The organism is Pseudomonas sp. (genome assembly GCF_036387035.1).
GTDB lineage: Bacteria > Pseudomonadota > Gammaproteobacteria > Pseudomonadales > Pseudomonadaceae > Aquipseudomonas.
This window is the reverse complement of the sequence record NZ_DASVUM010000068.1, coordinates 25745-43512: the sequence shown is the minus strand read 5'-3', so window position 1 is coordinate 43512 and position 17768 is coordinate 25745. Positions and strand designations below refer to the sequence as shown.

Here is a 17768-nt window from a genome sequence, read left to right as displayed (position 1 = left end):
TTGATCCCTTACGGGGCCTTGCAGCCACGACCGATTAAATCGTTGGTAGCGTCCCAGTAGACCAGGCCTTCGCTGCCTTTGTTGTCGAACGCCAGCACACCGTTGCTGTAAAGCGCGCCGGAGGCTCCGGGCGATGCTTGCAGACGGAACACCTGCTCGCTTTGATTGAGGCGTACATCGACCTCTTTCTTCGCGGCATCGGCGTATTTCCAGAAAATCTCGGCTTTGCTGTCGCAGACCCAGTGGGTCCAGGGCGCTGCCGGTTCCGATGCTTTCATGCTGGCGCAACCGCCCAGCAGCATCAGTGTCGCAAGGGCTAACAAGCCTTTCATTACTACTCCTGAATCCCCTGCGCCGCCTGACGTATGTCGACCATGGCAGGGGCAATGCTGTTCCTATGTTCCGGCACACCGCCAGCTGATACTCAGTGGTCAACTGGATGTCAGTGACAGGGGACTGGTCCCACGGCTGGCATGAATTCGTATTTTTCCCAGACTTCAGGCCCGCCACGCTTGTAAACGATCGGTACGGTTTCCGCCTGCCAGCCCGCCTGATAGCAGCTGAGCTGAAGCAACCCTGGCGCCGTGCTGGACGGCGTCTGTGCCTCAGGCTTGCTTGCACAGCCGACCAGCAGACCCGCCATGATCAACAGCGGTAATGGCTTGACCATTTCACTCCCCTTCACCTCGCCCGGTCAGGACTTGGCGCGTTGCTCCAGAACTTCTACGGCAGGCAGAACCTTGCCCTCGACAAACTCGAGGAACGCGCCGCCGCCGGTGGAGATGTAGGAAATCTTGTCGCCTACATCGTATTTATCGATGGCGGCCAACGTGTCGCCGCCACCGGCGATCGAGAAGGCCGAGCTTTCTGCGATTGCCTTGGCCAGCGTCTTGGTGCCCTCGCCGAACTGGTCGAACTCGAACACACCGACCGGGCCGTTCCAGAGAATAGTCTTGGAAGATTTCAGCAGTTCGGCGAAATGAGCGGCCGTTTGAGGACCGATGTCGAGAATCATGTCGTCGTCGGCCACGTCAGCGATCAGTTTGACCGTCGCTTCGGCATCGGCGGCGAATTGCTTGGCAACCACCACATCGACCGGCAACGGTACGCTGACCTTGGCGGCGATGGCTTTGGCAGTTTCAAGCAGATCCGGCTCGTAGAGGGACTTGCCAACCGGATGGCCTGCCGCAGCGAGGAAGGTATTGGCAATGCCGCCGCCGACGATCAGCTGATTGCACTTCTGACTCAGGCTGTTGAGCACGTCCAGCTTGGTGGAGACTTTGGAGCCGGCCACGATGGCGGCCATTGGCTGGGCCGGATTGCCCAGGGCCTTGCCCAGCGCATCCAGCTCTGCGGCCAGCAGCGGACCGGCAGCAGCAACCTTGGCGAATTTGGCCACGCCGTGGGTCGAGCCTTCGGCACGGTGGGCTGTGCCGAAGGCGTCCATTACGAACACATCACACAGAGCGGCATATTTCTGTGCCAGCTCGTCAGCATTCTTTTTCTCGCCCTTGTTAAAGCGCACGTTCTCGAACAGCACGATTTCGCCGGCTTTGACGTCGACGCCGTCCAGGTATTCTGCAACCAGCGGCACTTCACGCCCGAGCGCCTTGCTCAAGTAGTCAGCGACCGGCTTGAGGCTGTTTTCGGCGGAATACTCGCCCTCGGTCGGACGACCCAGGTGCGAACAGACCATCACGGCTGCGCCCTTCTCCAGCGCCAGTTTGATGGTCGGCAGCGATGCAACAATGCGAGCATCGCTGGTCACTACGCCGTCTTTGACCGGAACGTTGAGGTCCTCGCGGATCAGTACACGCTTACCTTGCAGATCAAGATCGGTCATCTTCAACACGGTCATGGAGCGTTCCCTGTTTTTACTGTTGTTTATGGATGGTGTGCAGGTAGTGATCAGCGACGTCCAGCATGCGATTGGCAAAACCCCACTCGTTGTCGAACCAGGCCAGAATGCTCACCAGCCTAGGACCCGAGACTCGCGTCTGACTCGCGTCGATGATGGCCGAGTGCGGGTCGTGGTTAAAATCGCAACTGGCATGCGGCAACTCGGTATATGCCAGCAAGCCCTTCAGCGGACCATGGGTGGCGGCCTCGCGCAGAATGCGGTTGATCTCGCCGGCATCGGTATCACGCGCAACCTGCAGCGTGATGTCCAGGCACGAGACATTCACCGTCGGCACACGAACTGCTTTGGCCTGAATTCGGCCCGCAAGTTCCGGAAGCAAACGCTCGATGCCACGCGCCAGACCAGTGGACACCGGGATGATCGACTGAAACGCCGACCGCGTGCGGCGCAGGTCTTCATGATGATAGGCGTCGATTACCGGCTGATCGTTCATCGCCGAGTGAATCGTGGTGATGTTCACGTATTCGAGACCCAGCTCGCGGTTTAGCAGGTCGAGCAACGGCACGCTGCAATTGGTCGTACACGAGGCGGCAGACACCAGCCGCTCATTGCCCGTCAGGTGCTCCTGATTGATGCCGTAGACGATGGTTGCATCAACGTCGGCTTCGCTGGCCATGGGCTGGGAGAACAATACACGCGGCGCCCGGGCAGACAGAAAACGTTCGCCATCGACACGTGTGTTGTAAACGCCGGAACATTCCAGCACCAGATCCACGTCAAGCAAGCCCCAGTCGATGCCTTCCGGCGTCGCGCTGCGAAACACTTTGATGACGTGATCATTGATGTGCAGAAAATCGCCATCGACCCGCACTTCGCCGGGGAACCGGCCATGTGTGGAGTCAAACCGCGTCAGGTATTCGAGGCTGGCCATGTCGGCCAGGTCGTTGATTGCCACCACTTCAAAGCCCGCCTTCGCACCTCGCTCGCACAGCGCGCGCAGCACGCAGCGGCCGATACGACCATAACCATTGAGAGCGACTTTATAAGGGCGTGGCTGAGGCATGGTGTTCTCGCAGGCATTCATCAAAACCCGTAAGAGCGCGCTTGCCCGCGATTGCACTCTGCGGCCCTGACTCAGGCCAGTGACAGAATACTTTCGCGGGCAAGCGCGCCCCTACACGGCAACGCGTTGCTTTTAGTCTTCGAGCAGTTCTTCAGCCGTGGACAGGACGTTCTCCAGCGTGAAGCCGAACTCTTCGAACAGCAGGTTGGCGGGTGCCGACTCACCGAACGTGGTCATGCCGATCACGCGACCTTCCAGGCCGACGTATTTGTACCAGTAGTCCGCATGAGCGGCTTCGATGGCGATACGCGCGCTGACTTCCAGCGGCAGAACCGACTGCTTGTACTCGGCACTCTGAGTTTCGAAGACGCTGGTGCAGGGCATGGACACCACACGCACGTTCTTGCCGTCTGCGGTCAGCTTGTCGAATGCCTGAACAGCCAGGCCGACTTCGGAACCGGTGGCGATCAGGATCAGATCCGGCTCGCCGCTGCAGTCGCGCAGCACATAACCACCGCGGTTGATGTTTTCCAGCTGCTCGGCGTCACGCGCCTGATGTTGCAGGTTCTGACGAGAGAAGATCAGCGCCGACGGGCCATCGTCACGTTCAATGGCGTGTTTCCAGGCAATGGCAGATTCAACGGCATCCGCCGGGCGCCAGCAGTCCAGATTTGGCGTGGTGCGCAGGCTGGTCAGTTGCTCGATCGGCTGGTGAGTCGGGCCGTCTTCCCCCAGACCGATGGAATCGTGGGTGAAGACATAGATAATGCGCTTCTTCATCAGCGAGGACATGCGCACCGCGTTGCGGGCGTATTCCATGAAGATCAGGAAGGTGGCGCCGTAGGGCACAAAACCACCGTGCAGGGCGATACCGTTCATGATCGCGCCCATGCCGAACTCACGAACGCCGTAGTGCAAGTAGTTGCCGGAGGCGTCGTCGCCGGTGATGCTGCGGCAGCCTTTCCAGATGGTCAGGTTGGAACCTGCCAGGTCAGCCGAGCCGCCGAGGAACTCAGGCAGCAGTGGACCGAAGGCGCTCAATGCATTCTGGCTGGCCTTGCGGCTGGCGATGGTTTCGCCCTTGGCGTTGACTTCAGCCACGTACGCGGCGGATTTTTCAGCGAAGTCGGCAGGCAACTCACCGCTCATGCGGCGGATCAGTTCGTTGGCTTCGGTCGGGAAGGCAGCGGAGTAGGCAGCGAAGCGCTGATCCCACTCGGCTTCAACGGCCAGGCCTTTTTCCTTGGCGTTCCATTCGCTGTAGATATCAGCCGGGATTTCGAACGGGCCATGGGTCCATTTCAGTGCAGCACGGGTCAAGGCAATTTCTTCAGTGCCCAGGGGAGCGCCGTGGCAATCTTCCTTGCCCTGCTTGTTCGGCGAACCGAAACCGATGGTGGTCTTGCAGCAGATCAGCGTCGGCTTGTTGCTCTTGTGCGCGGTGTCGATGGCGGTCTTGATCTCGTCGGCGTCATGACCGTCGACGTTGCGGATGACCAGCCAGCCGTAGGACTCGAAACGCTTCGGGGTGTCATCGGTGAACCAGCCTTCGACTTCGCCGTCGATGGAGATCCCGTTGTCGTCATAGAACGCGACCAGCTTGTTCAAGCGCAGGGTACCGGCCAGCGAAGCGACTTCGTGGGAGATGCCTTCCATCATGCAGCCATCACCCATGAACACGTAGGTATGGTGGTTGACGATGTCATGGCCTGGACGGTTGAACTGTGCCGCGAGGGTCTTCTCGGCGACAGCAAAGCCAACGGCGTTGGCGAAACCCTGACCCAGCGGCCCGGTGGTGGTTTCAACGCCTGGGGTGTAACCGTATTCCGGGTGACCCGGCGTGCGGCTGTGCAGTTGACGGAAGTTCTTCAGGTCGTCGATCGACAGGTCGTAACCGGTCAGGTGCAGCAGCGAGTAGATCAGCATCGAGCCGTGGCCGTTGGACAGGATGAACCGGTCACGGTCAGCAAACATCGGATTGGTCGGGTTGTGCTTCAGATAATCGCGCCAAAGGACTTCTGCGATATCCGCCATGCCCATCGGGGCACCGGGATGGCCGCTGTTGGCCTTTTGCACGGCATCCATGCTGAGGGCACGAATGGCATTGGCTCGCTCACGACGGCTTGGCATCGCTGATCTCCTGGGGCAGAAAGAAGTGGGACCGGAAAAAGGCGGCCATTTTCCCTCAGGCTCCCTCCGGGGGCAATGACAGATCACGCGCCATCGGCTTTTTCCTGCTGCGCTGGCGCGTTTTCGTACCCCGCAGCCAACACACCATGGCAAACGGCAGAATCACGGCGCCAGCGTGCCGCCACTGATCGTGCAATATCAAAACTTTTTGATATTGACCTTGCGACGGGCACGGTCGATAACTAGACTGCCTGCCTTATGAATCTTCGCGTACCTGCCATTAGCCATGATGATTGCGACGAGTTGGCTGCCCTGTGCAAAGCCGGCGGCGACCCGCTGCGGCTGAATGTCTTGCGTGCGCTGTCGAACGATTCCTTTGGCGTGCTGGAGCTGGCGCAGATATTTGCCATCGGCCAGTCCGGCATGAGCCATCACCTCAAGGTGCTCGCGCAGGCCGATCTGGTGGCGACGCGGCGTGAAGGCAACGCGATCTTTTACCGACGCGCCCTGCCCCACACCGAACACACCGGCGGCAAGCTGCATGCGGCCATGCTCGAAGAAGCCGACAACCTGCGCCTGCCCGATGACGTACAGATGCGCATCGGACACGTTCACCGACAACGGGCGAATGCCAGTCAGGACTTCTTCGCACGCACCGCTGAGAAATTTCGTGCCCAGCAGGACCTGATTGCGGGACTGCCCCAATACCGCGACAGCCTGCTGTCGTTGCTGGACAAGCTGAGCTTTCCCGCCGACGCCACGGCGATAGAAGTGGGGCCCGGGGATGGCGGCTTTCTCCCTGACCTGGCGCGGCGCTTTCAGCACGTGACCGGGCTGGACAACAGCCCGGAAATGCTCGATCTGGCGCGCAAGATTTGCACACAGAAGGCGCTGGTTAACGTCGAGCTGAAACTGGCCGATGCCCTGGCCAACGCTAATATTTCCGGCGATTGCGTGGTCTTGAATATGGTACTGCACCATTTCGCCGCGCCCGCCGACGCGCTCAAACAATTGGCCAACCTGTTGCAACCGGGCGGTAGCCTGCTGGTGACAGAGTTGTGCAGTCATGACCAGAGCTGGGCCAAGGAGGCCTGTGGCGATCTCTGGTTAGGCTTCGAACAGGAAGATCTGGCCCGTTGGGCCATCGCTGCGGGGCTGGTCCCCGGGGAAAGCCTGTACATAGGCTTACGTAATGGTTTCCAGATCCAGGTCCGCCATTTTCAGCGACCGGCTGGCAACACTCACCATCGGTAATAATCAGGAAAACCGTCGAGATGAGCGAATACTCCCTTTTCACCTCCGAGTCCGTGTCTGAAGGACATCCGGACAAAATCGCCGACCAGATCTCCGATGCGGTGCTGGACGCCATCATTGCTCAGGACAAACAGGCTCGCGTTGCCGTTGAGACCCTGGTCAAGACCGGTGTGGCCATCGTTGCTGGCGAAGTCACCACCAGTGCATGGGTTGACCTCGAGCAGATCGTTCGCGATGTGATCTGCGAGATCGGCTACACCAGCTCTGACGTCGGTTTCGACGGCGCCACGTGCAGCGTGATGAACATCATTGGCAAGCAGTCTCCTGATATCAATCAAGGCGTCGACCGCGCCAAGCCTGAAGATCAGGGCGCTGGCGACCAGGGCCTGATGTTCGGTTACGCCAGCAACGAAACCGCCGAGCTGATGCCGGCGCCGATCGCGTTCTCGCATCAGCTGGTACATCGCCAGGCCGAAGCCCGTAAATCCGGCCTGCTGCCGTGGCTGCGCCCGGACGCCAAATCCCAAGTCACTTGCCGCTATGAAAACGGCATCGTGGTGGGCATCGACGCCGTTGTTCTGTCGACTCAGCACAACCCGGAAGTCGCCTACAACGACCTGCGCGAAGGCGTGATGGAGCTGATCGTCAAGCACGTGCTGCCTGCCGAACTGCTGCACAAAGACACTCAGTTTCACATCAACCCGACCGGCCAGTTCATCATCGGCGGCCCGGTGGGCGACTGCGGACTGACCGGTCGCAAGATCATCGTCGACAGCTACGGCGGCATGGCGCGTCACGGCGGCGGCGCGTTCTCCGGCAAGGACCCATCCAAGGTTGACCGTTCGGCGGCGTACGCTGGCCGTTACGTTGCCAAGAACATCGTGGCTGCCGGCCTGGCCGAGCGCTGCGAGATTCAGGTGTCCTACGCCATCGGCGTCGCCCAGCCGACATCGATCTCGCTGAACACCTTCGGCACCGGCAAAATCAGCGACGACAAGATCGTCCAACTGGTCCGCGAGCACTTCGACCTGCGTCCGTACGCGATCACCAAAATGCTCGACCTGCTGCACCCGATGTACCAGGAGACCGCAGCCTACGGCCACTTCGGCCGCACGCCGCAAACCAAGACCGTGGGCGACGACACCTTCACCACGTTCACCTGGGAAAAAACCGACCGCGCCGACGCATTGCGCGCTGCTGCCGGTTTGTAATACCCGTCGGGTGCATTGCGCTTAGCGGCACCCGGTACAAAAAAAGCCTCTGGCGATGGAAGTCGTCAGGGGCTTTTTGCTTTATGCCGGGATGAAACATTATTTTGCACTCGTGGCTAGCCGGCTCAATACGCATCCGGACCGGGAGCAGGGCCTGGCTGTACCGGTGCGCGACAAACCCGGTAACCAAGGCGTAATGTGAGCCCTTTGTAGAAAACCTAGCCTTGCGGACCTTCTCCCTCGGCAAGGAAGCTCCGATGCAGCCCCTCTCTCGCGCGATGATTTGCGCCCTGATCGCCCTTATTTCCAACGCAGCGAATGGCTCTTCCTGCCCCGACTGGCCATTAGCAAAAGCCCAAAGCGAGATCCTGACGCTGCACGACCAGATCACGCAATGGGACGACAGTTACCACCGCCAGGGCGTGTCTCTGGTGGCCGATGAGCTCTACGACCAATCCGTCCAACGCCTTGCCCGTTTGCGAGGCTGTTTCGCTGCCACCTCGGTGACGCCGTCAAATCCGTTGCAAACCTCGCGCGGCACCGTTGCACATCCCATTCCTCACACCGGCGTGACCAAGCTGCCGGACGAGGCCGCCGTGCAGGCCTGGATCAAGGGCCGAAGTGACCTGTGGATTCAACCGAAGGTAGACGGGGTGGCGGTCACGCTGGTTTATGTAGACGGCAAACTGGTGAGCGCCATTAGCCGGGGCGATGGGGTATCCGGGCAAGACTGGACCGGACATGCTCACCAGATCGAGGCGATTCCCCGGCGTCTTGCGTGGGAGAAGACCGTAATCCTTCAGGGCGAGCTGTACTGGAAGCTGACAGACCACGTTCAGGCAGACGCCGGCAGCCTGAACGCTCGCAGTAAAGTGGCGGGCTTGCTGGCGCGGCATGCCATCAGCGCGGAAGAAGGCGCGCAGGTAGGCCTGTTCGTCTGGGACTGGCCGGAGGGTCCGCTGGATATGCGTGGGCGATTGGCCGGACTCAGGGCTATGGGTTTCGAGGACAGCGCGCGCTTCAGCGAACCGTTGGAAGGTTTCGTTCAGGCACAGAACTGGCGGGAGCATTGGTACCGCTCGCCGCTACCCTTTGCCACCGATGGCGTGGTCATCCGGCAGCGAGAGCGCCCCTCGGCAGAGCACTGGCAGGCCAAAGCGCCTTACTGGATTGCGGCGTGGAAGTATCCGTTTGCCCAGGCGCTGGCGGAGGTGCGCAAGGTTAATTTCAATGTCGGGCGCAGCGGCAAGATCACCCCTGTCCTGGACATCGAGCCGGTGCGCCTGGATGACCGCATGGTCTCTCGCATCAGCGTGGGCTCATTGAAGCGCTGGCAGGAGATGGACATTCGGCCCGGTGATCACGTCGCGATTAGCCTCGCAGGGCTGACGATTCCACGCCTTGATGAGGTGGTGTCGCGCAATGTCGAGCGCACACCGTTGGCCGTTCCGCGAGCCGGAGATTTCCATTCGCTGAGCTGTTGGCAACCTGTCGAGGGCTGCCAAAGTCAGTTCCGGGAGAGGCTGAAATGGCTGAGCGGCAAGAAGGGATTATCACTGACCGGCGTGGGCCCGGGCACGTGGGACACGTTGATTCAGGCTGGGCAAATCGATGGTTTGTTGGACTGGATGAACCTCGACGCTGCGCAGCTTGCTAACATTCCCGGTCTAGGTCAGCGCAGCAGCGCTAAACTGCTGGCAAGTTTCCAGGCGGCGCGTGAGAAGCCTTTTGTTGTCTGGCTCAAAGCCATCGGTTTGCCGCCCGCCACGGGTGTTGATCTGGGTGAGTCCTGGGTGGCACTGGCATCGCGCAGTATGGATGAATGGCAGGCCGAGCCCGGCATTGGCCCGGGGCGTGCGAAGCAGTTACATGCATTTTTTCAGAGCCCTCAGGTGCAGGCGTTGAGCAGGCAGCTGAGGGAGGAAGGCATTTCAGGTTTTTAGTGTTTAAGGGCTGCATGATTGTTTAGAGCGTGCGGCTGTGTGTATTCAAGGAGTATTCATGAAATTCCGATCATCCCTCATTGCCTTCACCGTGTGCGGGTTGCTGGCAGCGCCTCTATGGGCCGCTGAACAAGCGCCGGAACTGTCCGGATGCGCTGCGAAGCGTCAGGACATCACCACCCAGATCGAAAACGCCAAGGCTGCAGGCAACACCGGTCAGCAGGCGGGGCTGGAAAAAGCCCTAGGTGAAATGAACGCCAACTGCACCGACGCGGACCTGCTCAAGCAGCAGGAACAGAAAGTACTGGATGCCAAACGCGAAGTCAGCCGCCGCCAGGCCGATCTGAACAAGGCGATGAGCAAAGGCGATCCGGAGAAAATCGACAAGCGAAAAGACAAGCTGGCCGAGTCCCGCAAAGAGTTGCAGGACGAGCAGGAGAAGCTGGAGAAGGTGCAGCCCGACGAGGACGACGAATAAGGTTCTCTGCGCGCCTTCGTCTTTGTCTGTTGGAGTGGGCTTGCCCGCGAAGACGGCATTTGCGCCGATGAAATCTGGCGGAGGTGCTGGCCTCTTCGTGAGCCAGCTCACCCCCACAGGGTCCTTTTCGCGGCAACATCTCAGGGTGTCAGCGCCAGGGTTGAGCGATCAAACCGAAACACCAAACAGTGCTATCACCAGCCCGAGCCCGATCGCCCATGCCAGCGAGCGCAATGCGGCAAGATCCGCCAGGTAGAAAATGATGTAGAGCAGCCGGCTCGTCACGAACAAGACGGCGAGTACGTCGATGGTCACTAGCTGCGCAACGCCCGCAACGTGGGCAATGATCACGCCGGCCGCGAATCCTGGAATCGCTTCGAAGCTGTTTTGCTGCGCGGCATGGGCCCGACGGGGCAGGCCCTCAAGGTTGTCTAGAAAATCACGCGGATTGTGGTTCTGCCTGGCGCCGAAGCTCCCGCTGCTGAATTTCGCAATCGAGGTGCAGACCAGGGGCAGCAGAATCACAACTAACACACACCAAAACGCTACGGTCATACCTGAATCCTTATTTTAGAATCTGCGCTTCATCGGAAGCGTTTCGGCCACTGTTTCTACACCGGCTAAGAGCCACATCCCTGCGAAAGGTTCTTTCGCAGACGCATGATTGGCTAAGATGCCTGCCACGCAGCCAAGTATGGCTGAATCCCGTTGCCCAGGAGCCTGCATGTCCAGCGAAGAAGACGCCGCCGTCAGTGGCGCAGCGCCGATGATTCCCGATCAGCGCCGAGAGTTGATGCTGCGCCAATTGCGCAAGCATCAGGTGCTCAGCGTGCATCAGCTGATGGAGATGTTTGATTGCTCGCACATGACCGTGCGCCGCGACATCGCGCTGCTCGAGCAAAGCGGCCGCGCCTATTCGGTGACGGGCGGCGTACGCATCGCCAGTCAGGTGCACAGCGAGCCCAGTCATCAGTCCAAGGCGGTGGTCGAGCTTCCGCACAAGCAGGCGATGGCGAAACTGGCCGCCAGCCTTCTGCATCCTGAAATGACCGTGTACCTGGACGCCGGCACCAGCACACTGGAAATCGTCCCGCATATCGTGGCGCTCGCGGGCATGACCGTGGTGACCAACGATTTTGGTGTGGTCAACGCTCTCGCTGACGCGACCCATGTCGACGTGATTCACACCGGAGGGCTGCTAGACCATCCGAACCGATCCTCCGTCGGCGGACTGGCGGCAGCGACACTGCGGCAATTGGCGACCGATGTGGCATTCATGTCGACCAGCTCGTGGGATCTGCAGCGTGGGACCACTACCCCTTCTGCGCTGAAAATTGAGGTCAAACAGGCGGCGATGCAGTCGGCATCGCGCACAGTGTTGCTGACCACCAGCACGAAATACGGCACGTTCGGCATGTACAAAATTGCCGGCCTGGAGCAATTCGACACGATCATCAGCGATGATCGCCTCGCCCATGGTGCTGCGGACAGCATTCGCGCACTGGGGGTTGAGCTGATGCTGGCCTCGGTAAACACGCCCCGCTGACGGCATCGTCCCCATAGCGGCAATGGTATTAGAGCCCCGGCAGCCCTCCGGGGCTTTTTTTGCGCCATAGCACCGGTGTTAATTTTTGTTAACCGAAAAAAGCACCTCACATTATCCGATCACAGGCTCACTATCTTTAACAGATCAGAACAAACACCGTTCGAGTGCTGATGAACTTCGGCGCTCACCCGAGGAGAGATTCATGACTAACAAAAATGTCGGCGTTATTGGTTTGGGTGCGATGGGTTTAGGCATCGCGCGCTCCCTGCTACGCAGCGGCTTCAACGTTCATGCCTGTGACGTGCGCGCTGCGGTAACCGAGCAGTTCGCCAGTGAAGGCGGCGTTGCCTGTGAATCTCCCGCGAGCATGGCCGCTGCCTGTGACGTAATCATCACCGTTGTGGTCAACGCCGAGCAGACCGAAACCGTCTTGTTCGGTGACAAGGGTGCAGTCGCCGCCTTGCGCCCTGGCAGCCTGATCATCGGGTGCGCCACTGTCGCGCCCACCTTCGCCGTTGAACTGGGTCAGCGCCTCACCGATAAAGGCTTGCTCTACCTCGACGCTCCGATCTCCGGCGGCGCAGCCAAAGCAGCCGCTGGCGAAATGACCATGATGACCTCCGGCCCGGCTGATTCGTACGCCAAGGCCGACGCGGTCCTCAACGGCATGGCGGGCAAGGTGTATCGCCTGGGCGACGTTCACGGCTTAGGCTCCAAAGTCAAAATCATCAATCAGTTGCTCGCTGGCGTACACATCGCCGCGAGTGCCGAAGCCATGGCACTGGGCCTGCGCGAAGGCGTGGATGCAGACGCTCTGTATGAGGTCATCACCCACAGCGCCGGCAACTCCTGGATGTTCGAGAACCGCGTGCCACACATCCTTAAGGCGGACTACACGCCGCTGTCGGCCGTCGACATCTTCGTCAAGGACCTGGGCCTGGTGCTGGATACCGCGCGTGCCAGCAAATTCCCGCTACCGCTGTCGTCCACCGCCCACCAGATGTTCATGCAAGCGTCCACCGCAGGCTTCGGGCGTGAAGATGACTCCGCAGTGATCAAGATTTTCCCGGGCATCGAACTGCCAACCGCCAAGCCCGAAAACAACTGAGATGACGCTGATGAGCACTACGACTGCGCGCCCTCTACTGGGCTGCATCGCCGATGACTTCACCGGCGCCACTGACCTTGCCAACATGTTGGTGCGTGGCGGCATGCGCACCGTGCAGAGCATTGGTATCCCGAGCGCGGAAAGCCTGGCTGAAATGGACGCCGATGCCATCGTCATCGCTCTGAAATCACGCACCACTCCGGCCGCCGAAGCCGTTGAGGAATCCCTCGCCGCCCTGCAATGGTTGCGTGACCGCGGCTGTGAACAGATTTTCTTCAAATATTGTTCAACGTTCGACTCCACGGCCAAAGGCAACATCGGCCAAGTCAGCGAAGCGCTGCTCAAGGCGTTGAACAGCGACTTCACCCTGGCTTGCCCGGCATTTCCGGAAAACGGTCGCACCATTTTCCGCGGCCACTTGTTCGTGCAGGACCAGTTGCTCAGCGAATGCGGCATGCAGAACCACCCGCTGACGCCGATGACCGACGCCAATCTGGTCCGCGTTCTGCAATCGCAAACCTCGCAGAAAGTCGGGCTGCTGCGTTACGACAGCATCGCCAAAGGCGTTGATGGCGTACGTGCGCGCATCGAAGAGCTGCGTGCCGACGGGGTTGTGATGGCGATCGCCGACGCGTTGTCAGACGCGGATTTGTACACCTTGGGCGAGGCCTGCGCCGACCTGCCGCTGCTCACCGGTGGTTCGGGTCTCGCACTCGGGCTGCCAGGCAATTTCCGCAGGGCGGGCAAGCTGCGCGAGATTAATGCCGCGGCCCTTGAGCAAGTCGACGGCGGCGAAGTGGTGCTGGCTGGCAGCGCATCGGTTGCCACCAATGGGCAAGTTGCGGCCTGGATTGAGGCGAGCCGGCCCGCCCTGCGCATTGATCCGTTGGCATTGGCCGACGGCAAACCGGTGGTTGCAGAGGCATTGGCGTTCGCACGCGATGCCGGGCAGACCGTGTTGATCTACGCGACCAGCAGCCCGGAAGAAGTCAAAGCCGTGCAGCAAAAGCTGGGTGTTGAACGTGCTGGCGCACTGGTCGAAGACGCGCTGGGGCAGATTGCCCGAGGATTGTTGGATGCAGGCGTGAAACGTTTCGTCGTCGCCGGCGGTGAAACCTCCGGCGCCGTGGTTCAGGCGTTGGGCGTCAGCCTGCTGAAGATCGGCGCGCAGATTGACCCGGGTGTTCCGGCGACCATCAGCAGCGGCGCGACGCCTCTGGCCCTGGCGCTTAAATCGGGGAATTTCGGTGGCCGCGACTTTTTTGATAAAGCCCTCAAGCAGCTGGCAGGGGGTGCCCGATGAGCAACGCAACGAGCAGTTCAGTGAGCGCTGAAAACAAGCAGCGTGAAGAAATCTGCACCACCGGCCGTCTGCTGTTCGGACGCGGTTACACCGTCGGCAGCGCGGGCAACATCAGCGCCCGTCTCGATGACGGATGGCTGATCACTCCGACCGACGCTTGCCTTGGGCGTCTGGACCCTGCGGCCATTGCCAAGGTCAATCTGGCAGGCGAGTGGGTTTCCGGGGACAAACCCTCGAAGACCCTGGCCCTGCACCGTCAGGTTTATGACCGCAATCCCGGCGTCGGCGGCGTGGTGCACACCCATTCGACGCACCTGGTTGCGCTCACCCTGGCCGGCGTCTGGAAACCGGACGACATCCTCCCCCCGATCACGCCGTATCAGGTGATGAAAGTCGGGCACATTCCGCTGATCGCTTACGAGCGCCCCGGCTCGCCGAACGTCGCCGAACAGGTCGCGAAGCTGGCGAACAGTGTGCGCGGCGTGATGCTCGAACGGCTTGGCCCGGTGATCTGGGAAAGCTCGGTCGCCAAGGCTTCTTATGCGCTGGAAGAGCTGGAGGAGACCGCTCGCCTCTGGCTGATGAGCAACCCCAAACCTGAACCGCTGGACGCAGCGGCGCTGGAAGAACTGCGCCAGACCTTCGGCGTGAACTGGTAACCCCAACGCCGTTTTGATCGAAAACCGGCCTTCCGGTTTTCGGCGGACCGGCTTCGCCGGAAAACAATAACAACGGGACACAACATGACTCCTCTATTCCTCATGATCGTTGCCGGAGCCGGCATTGCGCTGTTGCTGCTTCTGGTCCTGAAATACAAATTCCAACCGTTCGTGGCGCTGATGCTGGTCAGCATTATCGTGGCGCTGGTGGCCGGGGTTAAACCGAGCGATCTGGTGGCGACCATCGAAGGCGGCATGGGCAAAACCCTTGGCCACATTGCGATCATCATCGCCCTGGGCGCCATGATCGGCCGCATCATCGAGCTGTCCGGCGGCGCCGAAGCGCTGGCGAAGACGCTGATCAACCGCTTCGGCAACCGGCGCACGCCGCTGGCCCTCACGGTTGCAGGTTTCATGGTCGGTATTCCGGTGTTCTTCGAGGTGGGCGTGATCATTCTCATGCCGCTGGCTTACGGCGTCGCCCGGGCTGCGCGCAAGCCGTTGCTGGTTTACGCACTGCCGATGTGCGCTGCGCTGCTGTCGGTGCACGCCTTTCTGCCGCCGCATCCAGGCGCTGTTGCAGCCGCCGGCCAGCTGGGTGCCGACCTGGGTCGTGTGTTGATGTTCGGGCTGCCGATGGTGGGCGTTCTGTGCCTGATCGGCTACCTGATCGCCGGGCGCATGACCCGCAAGGTCTACCCGATGACCGACGATATCCGCAGCGAAGTGTACGGTTCCCACGTCACCAATGAAGACTTGGTGGCCTGGGCCAATAACGATTACTCGCGGGTGTCTGAAGCGACCCACACCAAAGAGCTGGGGCTGGAAGAAAACGCCAGCAGCCTGGCGGCCCGCCTGCCAAAAGCACCGGCGCCGGGCGCGGGCATCATCATTTCGCTGATTCTGCTGCCGATCATTCTGATCTTGCTGGGCACGCTGGCGACCACCATGTTGCCCGCCGACTCGACGCTGCGCAGCGTGCTGACCGTACTCGGCGCGCCGTTGGTGGCGCTGCTGATCGACACGCTGTTGTGCGCCTGGTTGCTGGGTTCGCGCCGTGGCTGGAGCCGCAGTCAGGTGTCCGATGTCGTGGGCTCGGCATTGCCCGGCGTGGCGATGGTGATTCTGATTGCAGGCGCCGGCGGCGTGTTCGGCAAGGTGCTGGTAGACACCGGCATCGGCGCGGTGGTGTCCGAAGCACTGCGCAATACCGGCCTGCCAGTGCTCGCGCTGGGCTTTCTGCTGACGCTCTTGTTGCGCGCTGTACAGGGCTCGACCACAGTGGCGCTAGTGACCACCGCCGGCATTCTCAGCCCGCTGATCGCGACGCTGAACCTGAGCGCCAACCACATGGCCCTGCTGTGTCTGGCCATGGGCGGTGGCGGCTTGGCGATGTCGCATATCAATGACGCCGGTTACTGGATGTTCACCAAACTTGCCGGCCTGAACGTGGCTGACGGCCTGCGCACCTGGACGTTTCTGGTCACCGTACTGGGCACGCTCGGTTTCTTGATGACGCTGCTGCTCTGGCCTTTCGTCTAACGGCTTCAATTAGGAGATAACCATGCCTCGCTTCGCTGCCAACCTCAGCATGATGTACCCACAACACGACTTCCTGGCGCGGTTCTCGGCGGCGGCGAGCGACGGTTTCAAGGGTGTCGAATACCTGTTCCCCTATGACTTCAAGGCTGAGGAAATCAAGCTGCGCCTGGATGACTTCGGTCTGACTCAAGCGCTGTTCAACGCCCCGCCGGGCGATTTCAGTAAGGGCGAGCGCGGGATTGCGTCGTTGCCCGGCCGTGAGAGTGAGTTTCGAGACGGTTTCCAGAAGGCGCTGGAGTATGCCGCGGTGCTGGGCAACGACCGCGTTCACGTCATGGCCGGCTTGCTGGCGAGTGAAGACCTGCGTGAGCAGCATCACGCGGTGTACCTGGAAAACCTGAGTTACGCCGCACAACAGGCGGCAAAGGTCGGGCTGACGGTGTTGATCGAGCCGATCAACACCCGCGACATTCCGGGCTTTTTCCTGAACCGTCAGGATCAAGGCCAGGCGGTGCTCAAAGAAGTCGGTGCGGACAACTTGCGGGTGCAGTTCGACTGCTATCACTGCCAGATCGTCGAAGGCGACGTCACCAGCAAACTGCGCCGCGACTTCGCCGGCATCGGCCACATCCAGATTGCCGGCGTGCCGGACCGCCACGAACCAAGCGTGGGGGAAATCAATTACCCGTGGCTGTTCGAAGAGATTGACCGCCTGGGCTACACCGGCTGGGTCGGCTGCGAATACCGTCCAAAAGGCGATACCAGCGAAGGGCTGCAGTGGCTGCGGGACTGGCAGTCGCGTCATCCGGCATAACAGGCACCCGTTTCCTGCTTTAGGAGTGAGCTTGCTCGCGATGCGTCAGACCCGCGAAACCACTTCGTCTGACACACAGCAATCGCGAGCAAGCTCACTCCTACTGGGTCTGCATTGATCGAAAATCTGCGTCCATTGCGGGAATCACTCGTTGATCGATTCTTCCTTGAACTGATCCTTCACGTAGGTGATTTCGGTCTTGCCATGCGGCGCTGGCAGACCGTCTTCGCCCAGATTCACGAAAACCATTTTTTCGACGGTCAGGATGCTCTTGCGGGTGATCTTGTTGCGCACCTGACAGGTCAGGGTGATGGAGGTACGGCCAAACTCGGTGGCGGTAATCCCCAGTTCGATGATGTCGCCCTGACGCGAGGCGCTGACGAAGTTGATTTCGGAGATGTACTTGGTCACTACACGCTGATTGCCTAGCTGAACAATGGCGTAGATGGCCGCCTCTTCGTCGATCCAGCGTAGCAGGCTGCCACCGAACAACGTGCCATTGGGGTTGAGGTCTTCGGGTTTAACCCATTTGCGGGTGTGGAAGTTCATGGGGGCTCCGGGGTGTCTGGGAGACGGTAATGGTTGTGCCCAAGCTTCAAGCTTCAAGCCTGAAGCTGCAAGTTAAAAGCTGGCCCGCTGTTGTTTACCGCTTGCAGCTTGCCACTTACAGCTCAAAGAAAGATAATCGCCATCGCTTCAAAAAACGGTCATCACCTCTTGTTACCGTTTTCCCGCCACCTGTCCGAGGGGCGCTGCAGCAGGTCAGACCTGTCAGGCTCGGATGGGGCGTTGTTTGATCAGGCTTACGGCCGGTCAAGCTTTAAACGCACAACGGCGCCCATTCGCACCCTACGAA

At 60.4% G+C, this 17768-nt stretch carries 17 protein-coding genes and 1 riboswitch; of the genes, 10 read left to right on the top strand and 7 right to left on the bottom strand.

The window, feature by feature from the left end; genetic code table 11:
* Nucleotides 1-8: 8 nt before the first annotated feature.
* From VF672_RS06100 to tkt, 5 genes are all read right to left on the bottom strand, one after another.
* Complete coding sequence (locus VF672_RS06100; protein WP_331102523.1) at nucleotides 9-332, bottom strand: MliC family protein; 324 nt, start codon at nucleotides 330-332, stop codon at nucleotides 9-11.
* 110 nt (nucleotides 333-442) lie between these two features.
* Nucleotides 443-670, bottom strand: a complete 228-nt coding sequence (locus VF672_RS06095) for a hypothetical protein (protein ID WP_331102521.1) — start codon at nucleotides 668-670, stop codon at nucleotides 443-445.
* A gap of 24 nt (nucleotides 671-694) precedes the next feature.
* On the bottom strand, nucleotides 695-1858 hold the full coding sequence (locus tag VF672_RS06090) for a phosphoglycerate kinase (RefSeq protein ID WP_331102519.1): 1164 nt from the start codon (nucleotides 1856-1858) through the stop codon (nucleotides 695-697).
* 16 nt (nucleotides 1859-1874) lie between these two features.
* Nucleotides 1875-2924 (bottom strand): erythrose-4-phosphate dehydrogenase, encoded by a 1050-nt coding sequence (gene epd / locus VF672_RS06085; RefSeq protein WP_331102517.1) that lies wholly within the window; start codon nucleotides 2922-2924, stop codon nucleotides 1875-1877.
* 132 nt (nucleotides 2925-3056) lie between these two features.
* Nucleotides 3057-5054 (bottom strand): transketolase, encoded by a 1998-nt coding sequence (gene tkt, locus VF672_RS06080; RefSeq protein WP_331102515.1) that lies wholly within the window; start codon nucleotides 5052-5054, stop codon nucleotides 3057-3059.
* A gap of 258 nt (nucleotides 5055-5312) precedes the next feature.
* On the opposite strand from tkt, the gene VF672_RS06075 reads away from it, so the two are divergent.
* From VF672_RS06075 to VF672_RS06060, 4 genes are all read left to right on the top strand, one after another.
* Entirely contained in the window at nucleotides 5313-6308 is a 996-nt protein-coding gene (locus VF672_RS06075; RefSeq protein WP_331102513.1) for a metalloregulator ArsR/SmtB family transcription factor, read from the top strand.
* Between the two features lie 20 nt (nucleotides 6309-6328).
* Nucleotides 6329-7519: a methionine adenosyltransferase gene (metK, locus tag VF672_RS06070; RefSeq protein WP_331102511.1), complete on the top strand. Its 1191-nt coding sequence runs from the start codon at nucleotides 6329-6331 to the stop codon at nucleotides 7517-7519.
* Between the two features lie 257 nt (nucleotides 7520-7776).
* Nucleotides 7777-9462 (top strand): NAD-dependent DNA ligase LigB, encoded by a 1686-nt coding sequence (gene ligB, locus VF672_RS06065; RefSeq protein ID WP_331102509.1) that lies wholly within the window; start codon nucleotides 7777-7779, stop codon nucleotides 9460-9462.
* A 58-nt stretch (nucleotides 9463-9520) separates the two neighbouring features.
* Nucleotides 9521-9940 carry a DUF1090 domain-containing protein gene (locus VF672_RS06060; protein ID WP_331102507.1) on the top strand — a complete coding sequence of 140 codons (420 nt, stop codon included), beginning with the start codon at nucleotides 9521-9523 and terminating at the stop codon, nucleotides 9938-9940.
* A gap of 168 nt (nucleotides 9941-10108) precedes the next feature.
* On the opposite strand, the gene VF672_RS06055 is transcribed toward VF672_RS06060, so the two are convergent.
* Entirely contained in the window at nucleotides 10109-10495 is a 387-nt protein-coding gene (locus tag VF672_RS06055) for an MAPEG family protein (RefSeq protein WP_331102505.1), read from the bottom strand.
* 169 nt (nucleotides 10496-10664) lie between these two features.
* Between VF672_RS06055 and VF672_RS06050 the strand changes: the two genes are divergently transcribed.
* From VF672_RS06050 to otnI, 6 genes are all read left to right on the top strand, one after another.
* On the top strand, nucleotides 10665-11486 hold the full coding sequence (locus tag VF672_RS06050) for a DeoR/GlpR family DNA-binding transcription regulator (RefSeq protein WP_331102503.1): 822 nt from the start codon (nucleotides 10665-10667) through the stop codon (nucleotides 11484-11486).
* Between the two features lie 85 nt (nucleotides 11487-11571).
* Nucleotides 11572-12594, top strand: a complete 1023-nt coding sequence (gene ltnD / locus VF672_RS06045; RefSeq protein WP_331102501.1) for an L-threonate dehydrogenase — start codon at nucleotides 11572-11574, stop codon at nucleotides 12592-12594.
* Between the two features lie 10 nt (nucleotides 12595-12604).
* On the top strand, nucleotides 12605-13897 hold the full coding sequence (otnK, locus tag VF672_RS06040) for a 3-oxo-tetronate kinase (protein ID WP_331102499.1): 1293 nt from the start codon (nucleotides 12605-12607) through the stop codon (nucleotides 13895-13897).
* Nucleotides 13894-14556 carry an aldolase gene (locus VF672_RS06035; RefSeq protein ID WP_331102498.1) on the top strand — a complete coding sequence of 221 codons (663 nt, stop codon included), beginning with the start codon at nucleotides 13894-13896 and terminating at the stop codon, nucleotides 14554-14556. The genes otnK and VF672_RS06035 overlap by 4 nt, the downstream gene beginning before the upstream one ends.
* An 84-nt stretch (nucleotides 14557-14640) precedes the next feature.
* Nucleotides 14641-16098, top strand: a complete 1458-nt coding sequence (locus VF672_RS06030) for an SLC13 family permease (protein ID WP_331102496.1) — start codon at nucleotides 14641-14643, stop codon at nucleotides 16096-16098.
* Between the two features lie 22 nt (nucleotides 16099-16120).
* Nucleotides 16121-16912, top strand: coding sequence for a 2-oxo-tetronate isomerase (gene otnI / locus VF672_RS06025; protein WP_331102494.1), 792 nt, complete (start codon nucleotides 16121-16123; stop codon nucleotides 16910-16912).
* A gap of 144 nt (nucleotides 16913-17056) precedes the next feature.
* Here otnI and VF672_RS06020 read toward each other — a convergent pair whose 3' ends face one another.
* Nucleotides 17057-17461, bottom strand: a complete 405-nt coding sequence (locus VF672_RS06020) for an acyl-CoA thioesterase (protein WP_122536437.1) — start codon at nucleotides 17459-17461, stop codon at nucleotides 17057-17059.
* A 189-nt stretch (nucleotides 17462-17650) separates the two neighbouring features.
* A riboswitch (S-adenosyl-L-homocysteine riboswitch) is annotated at nucleotides 17651-17759 on the top strand.
* Nucleotides 17760-17768 lie beyond the last annotated feature (9 nt).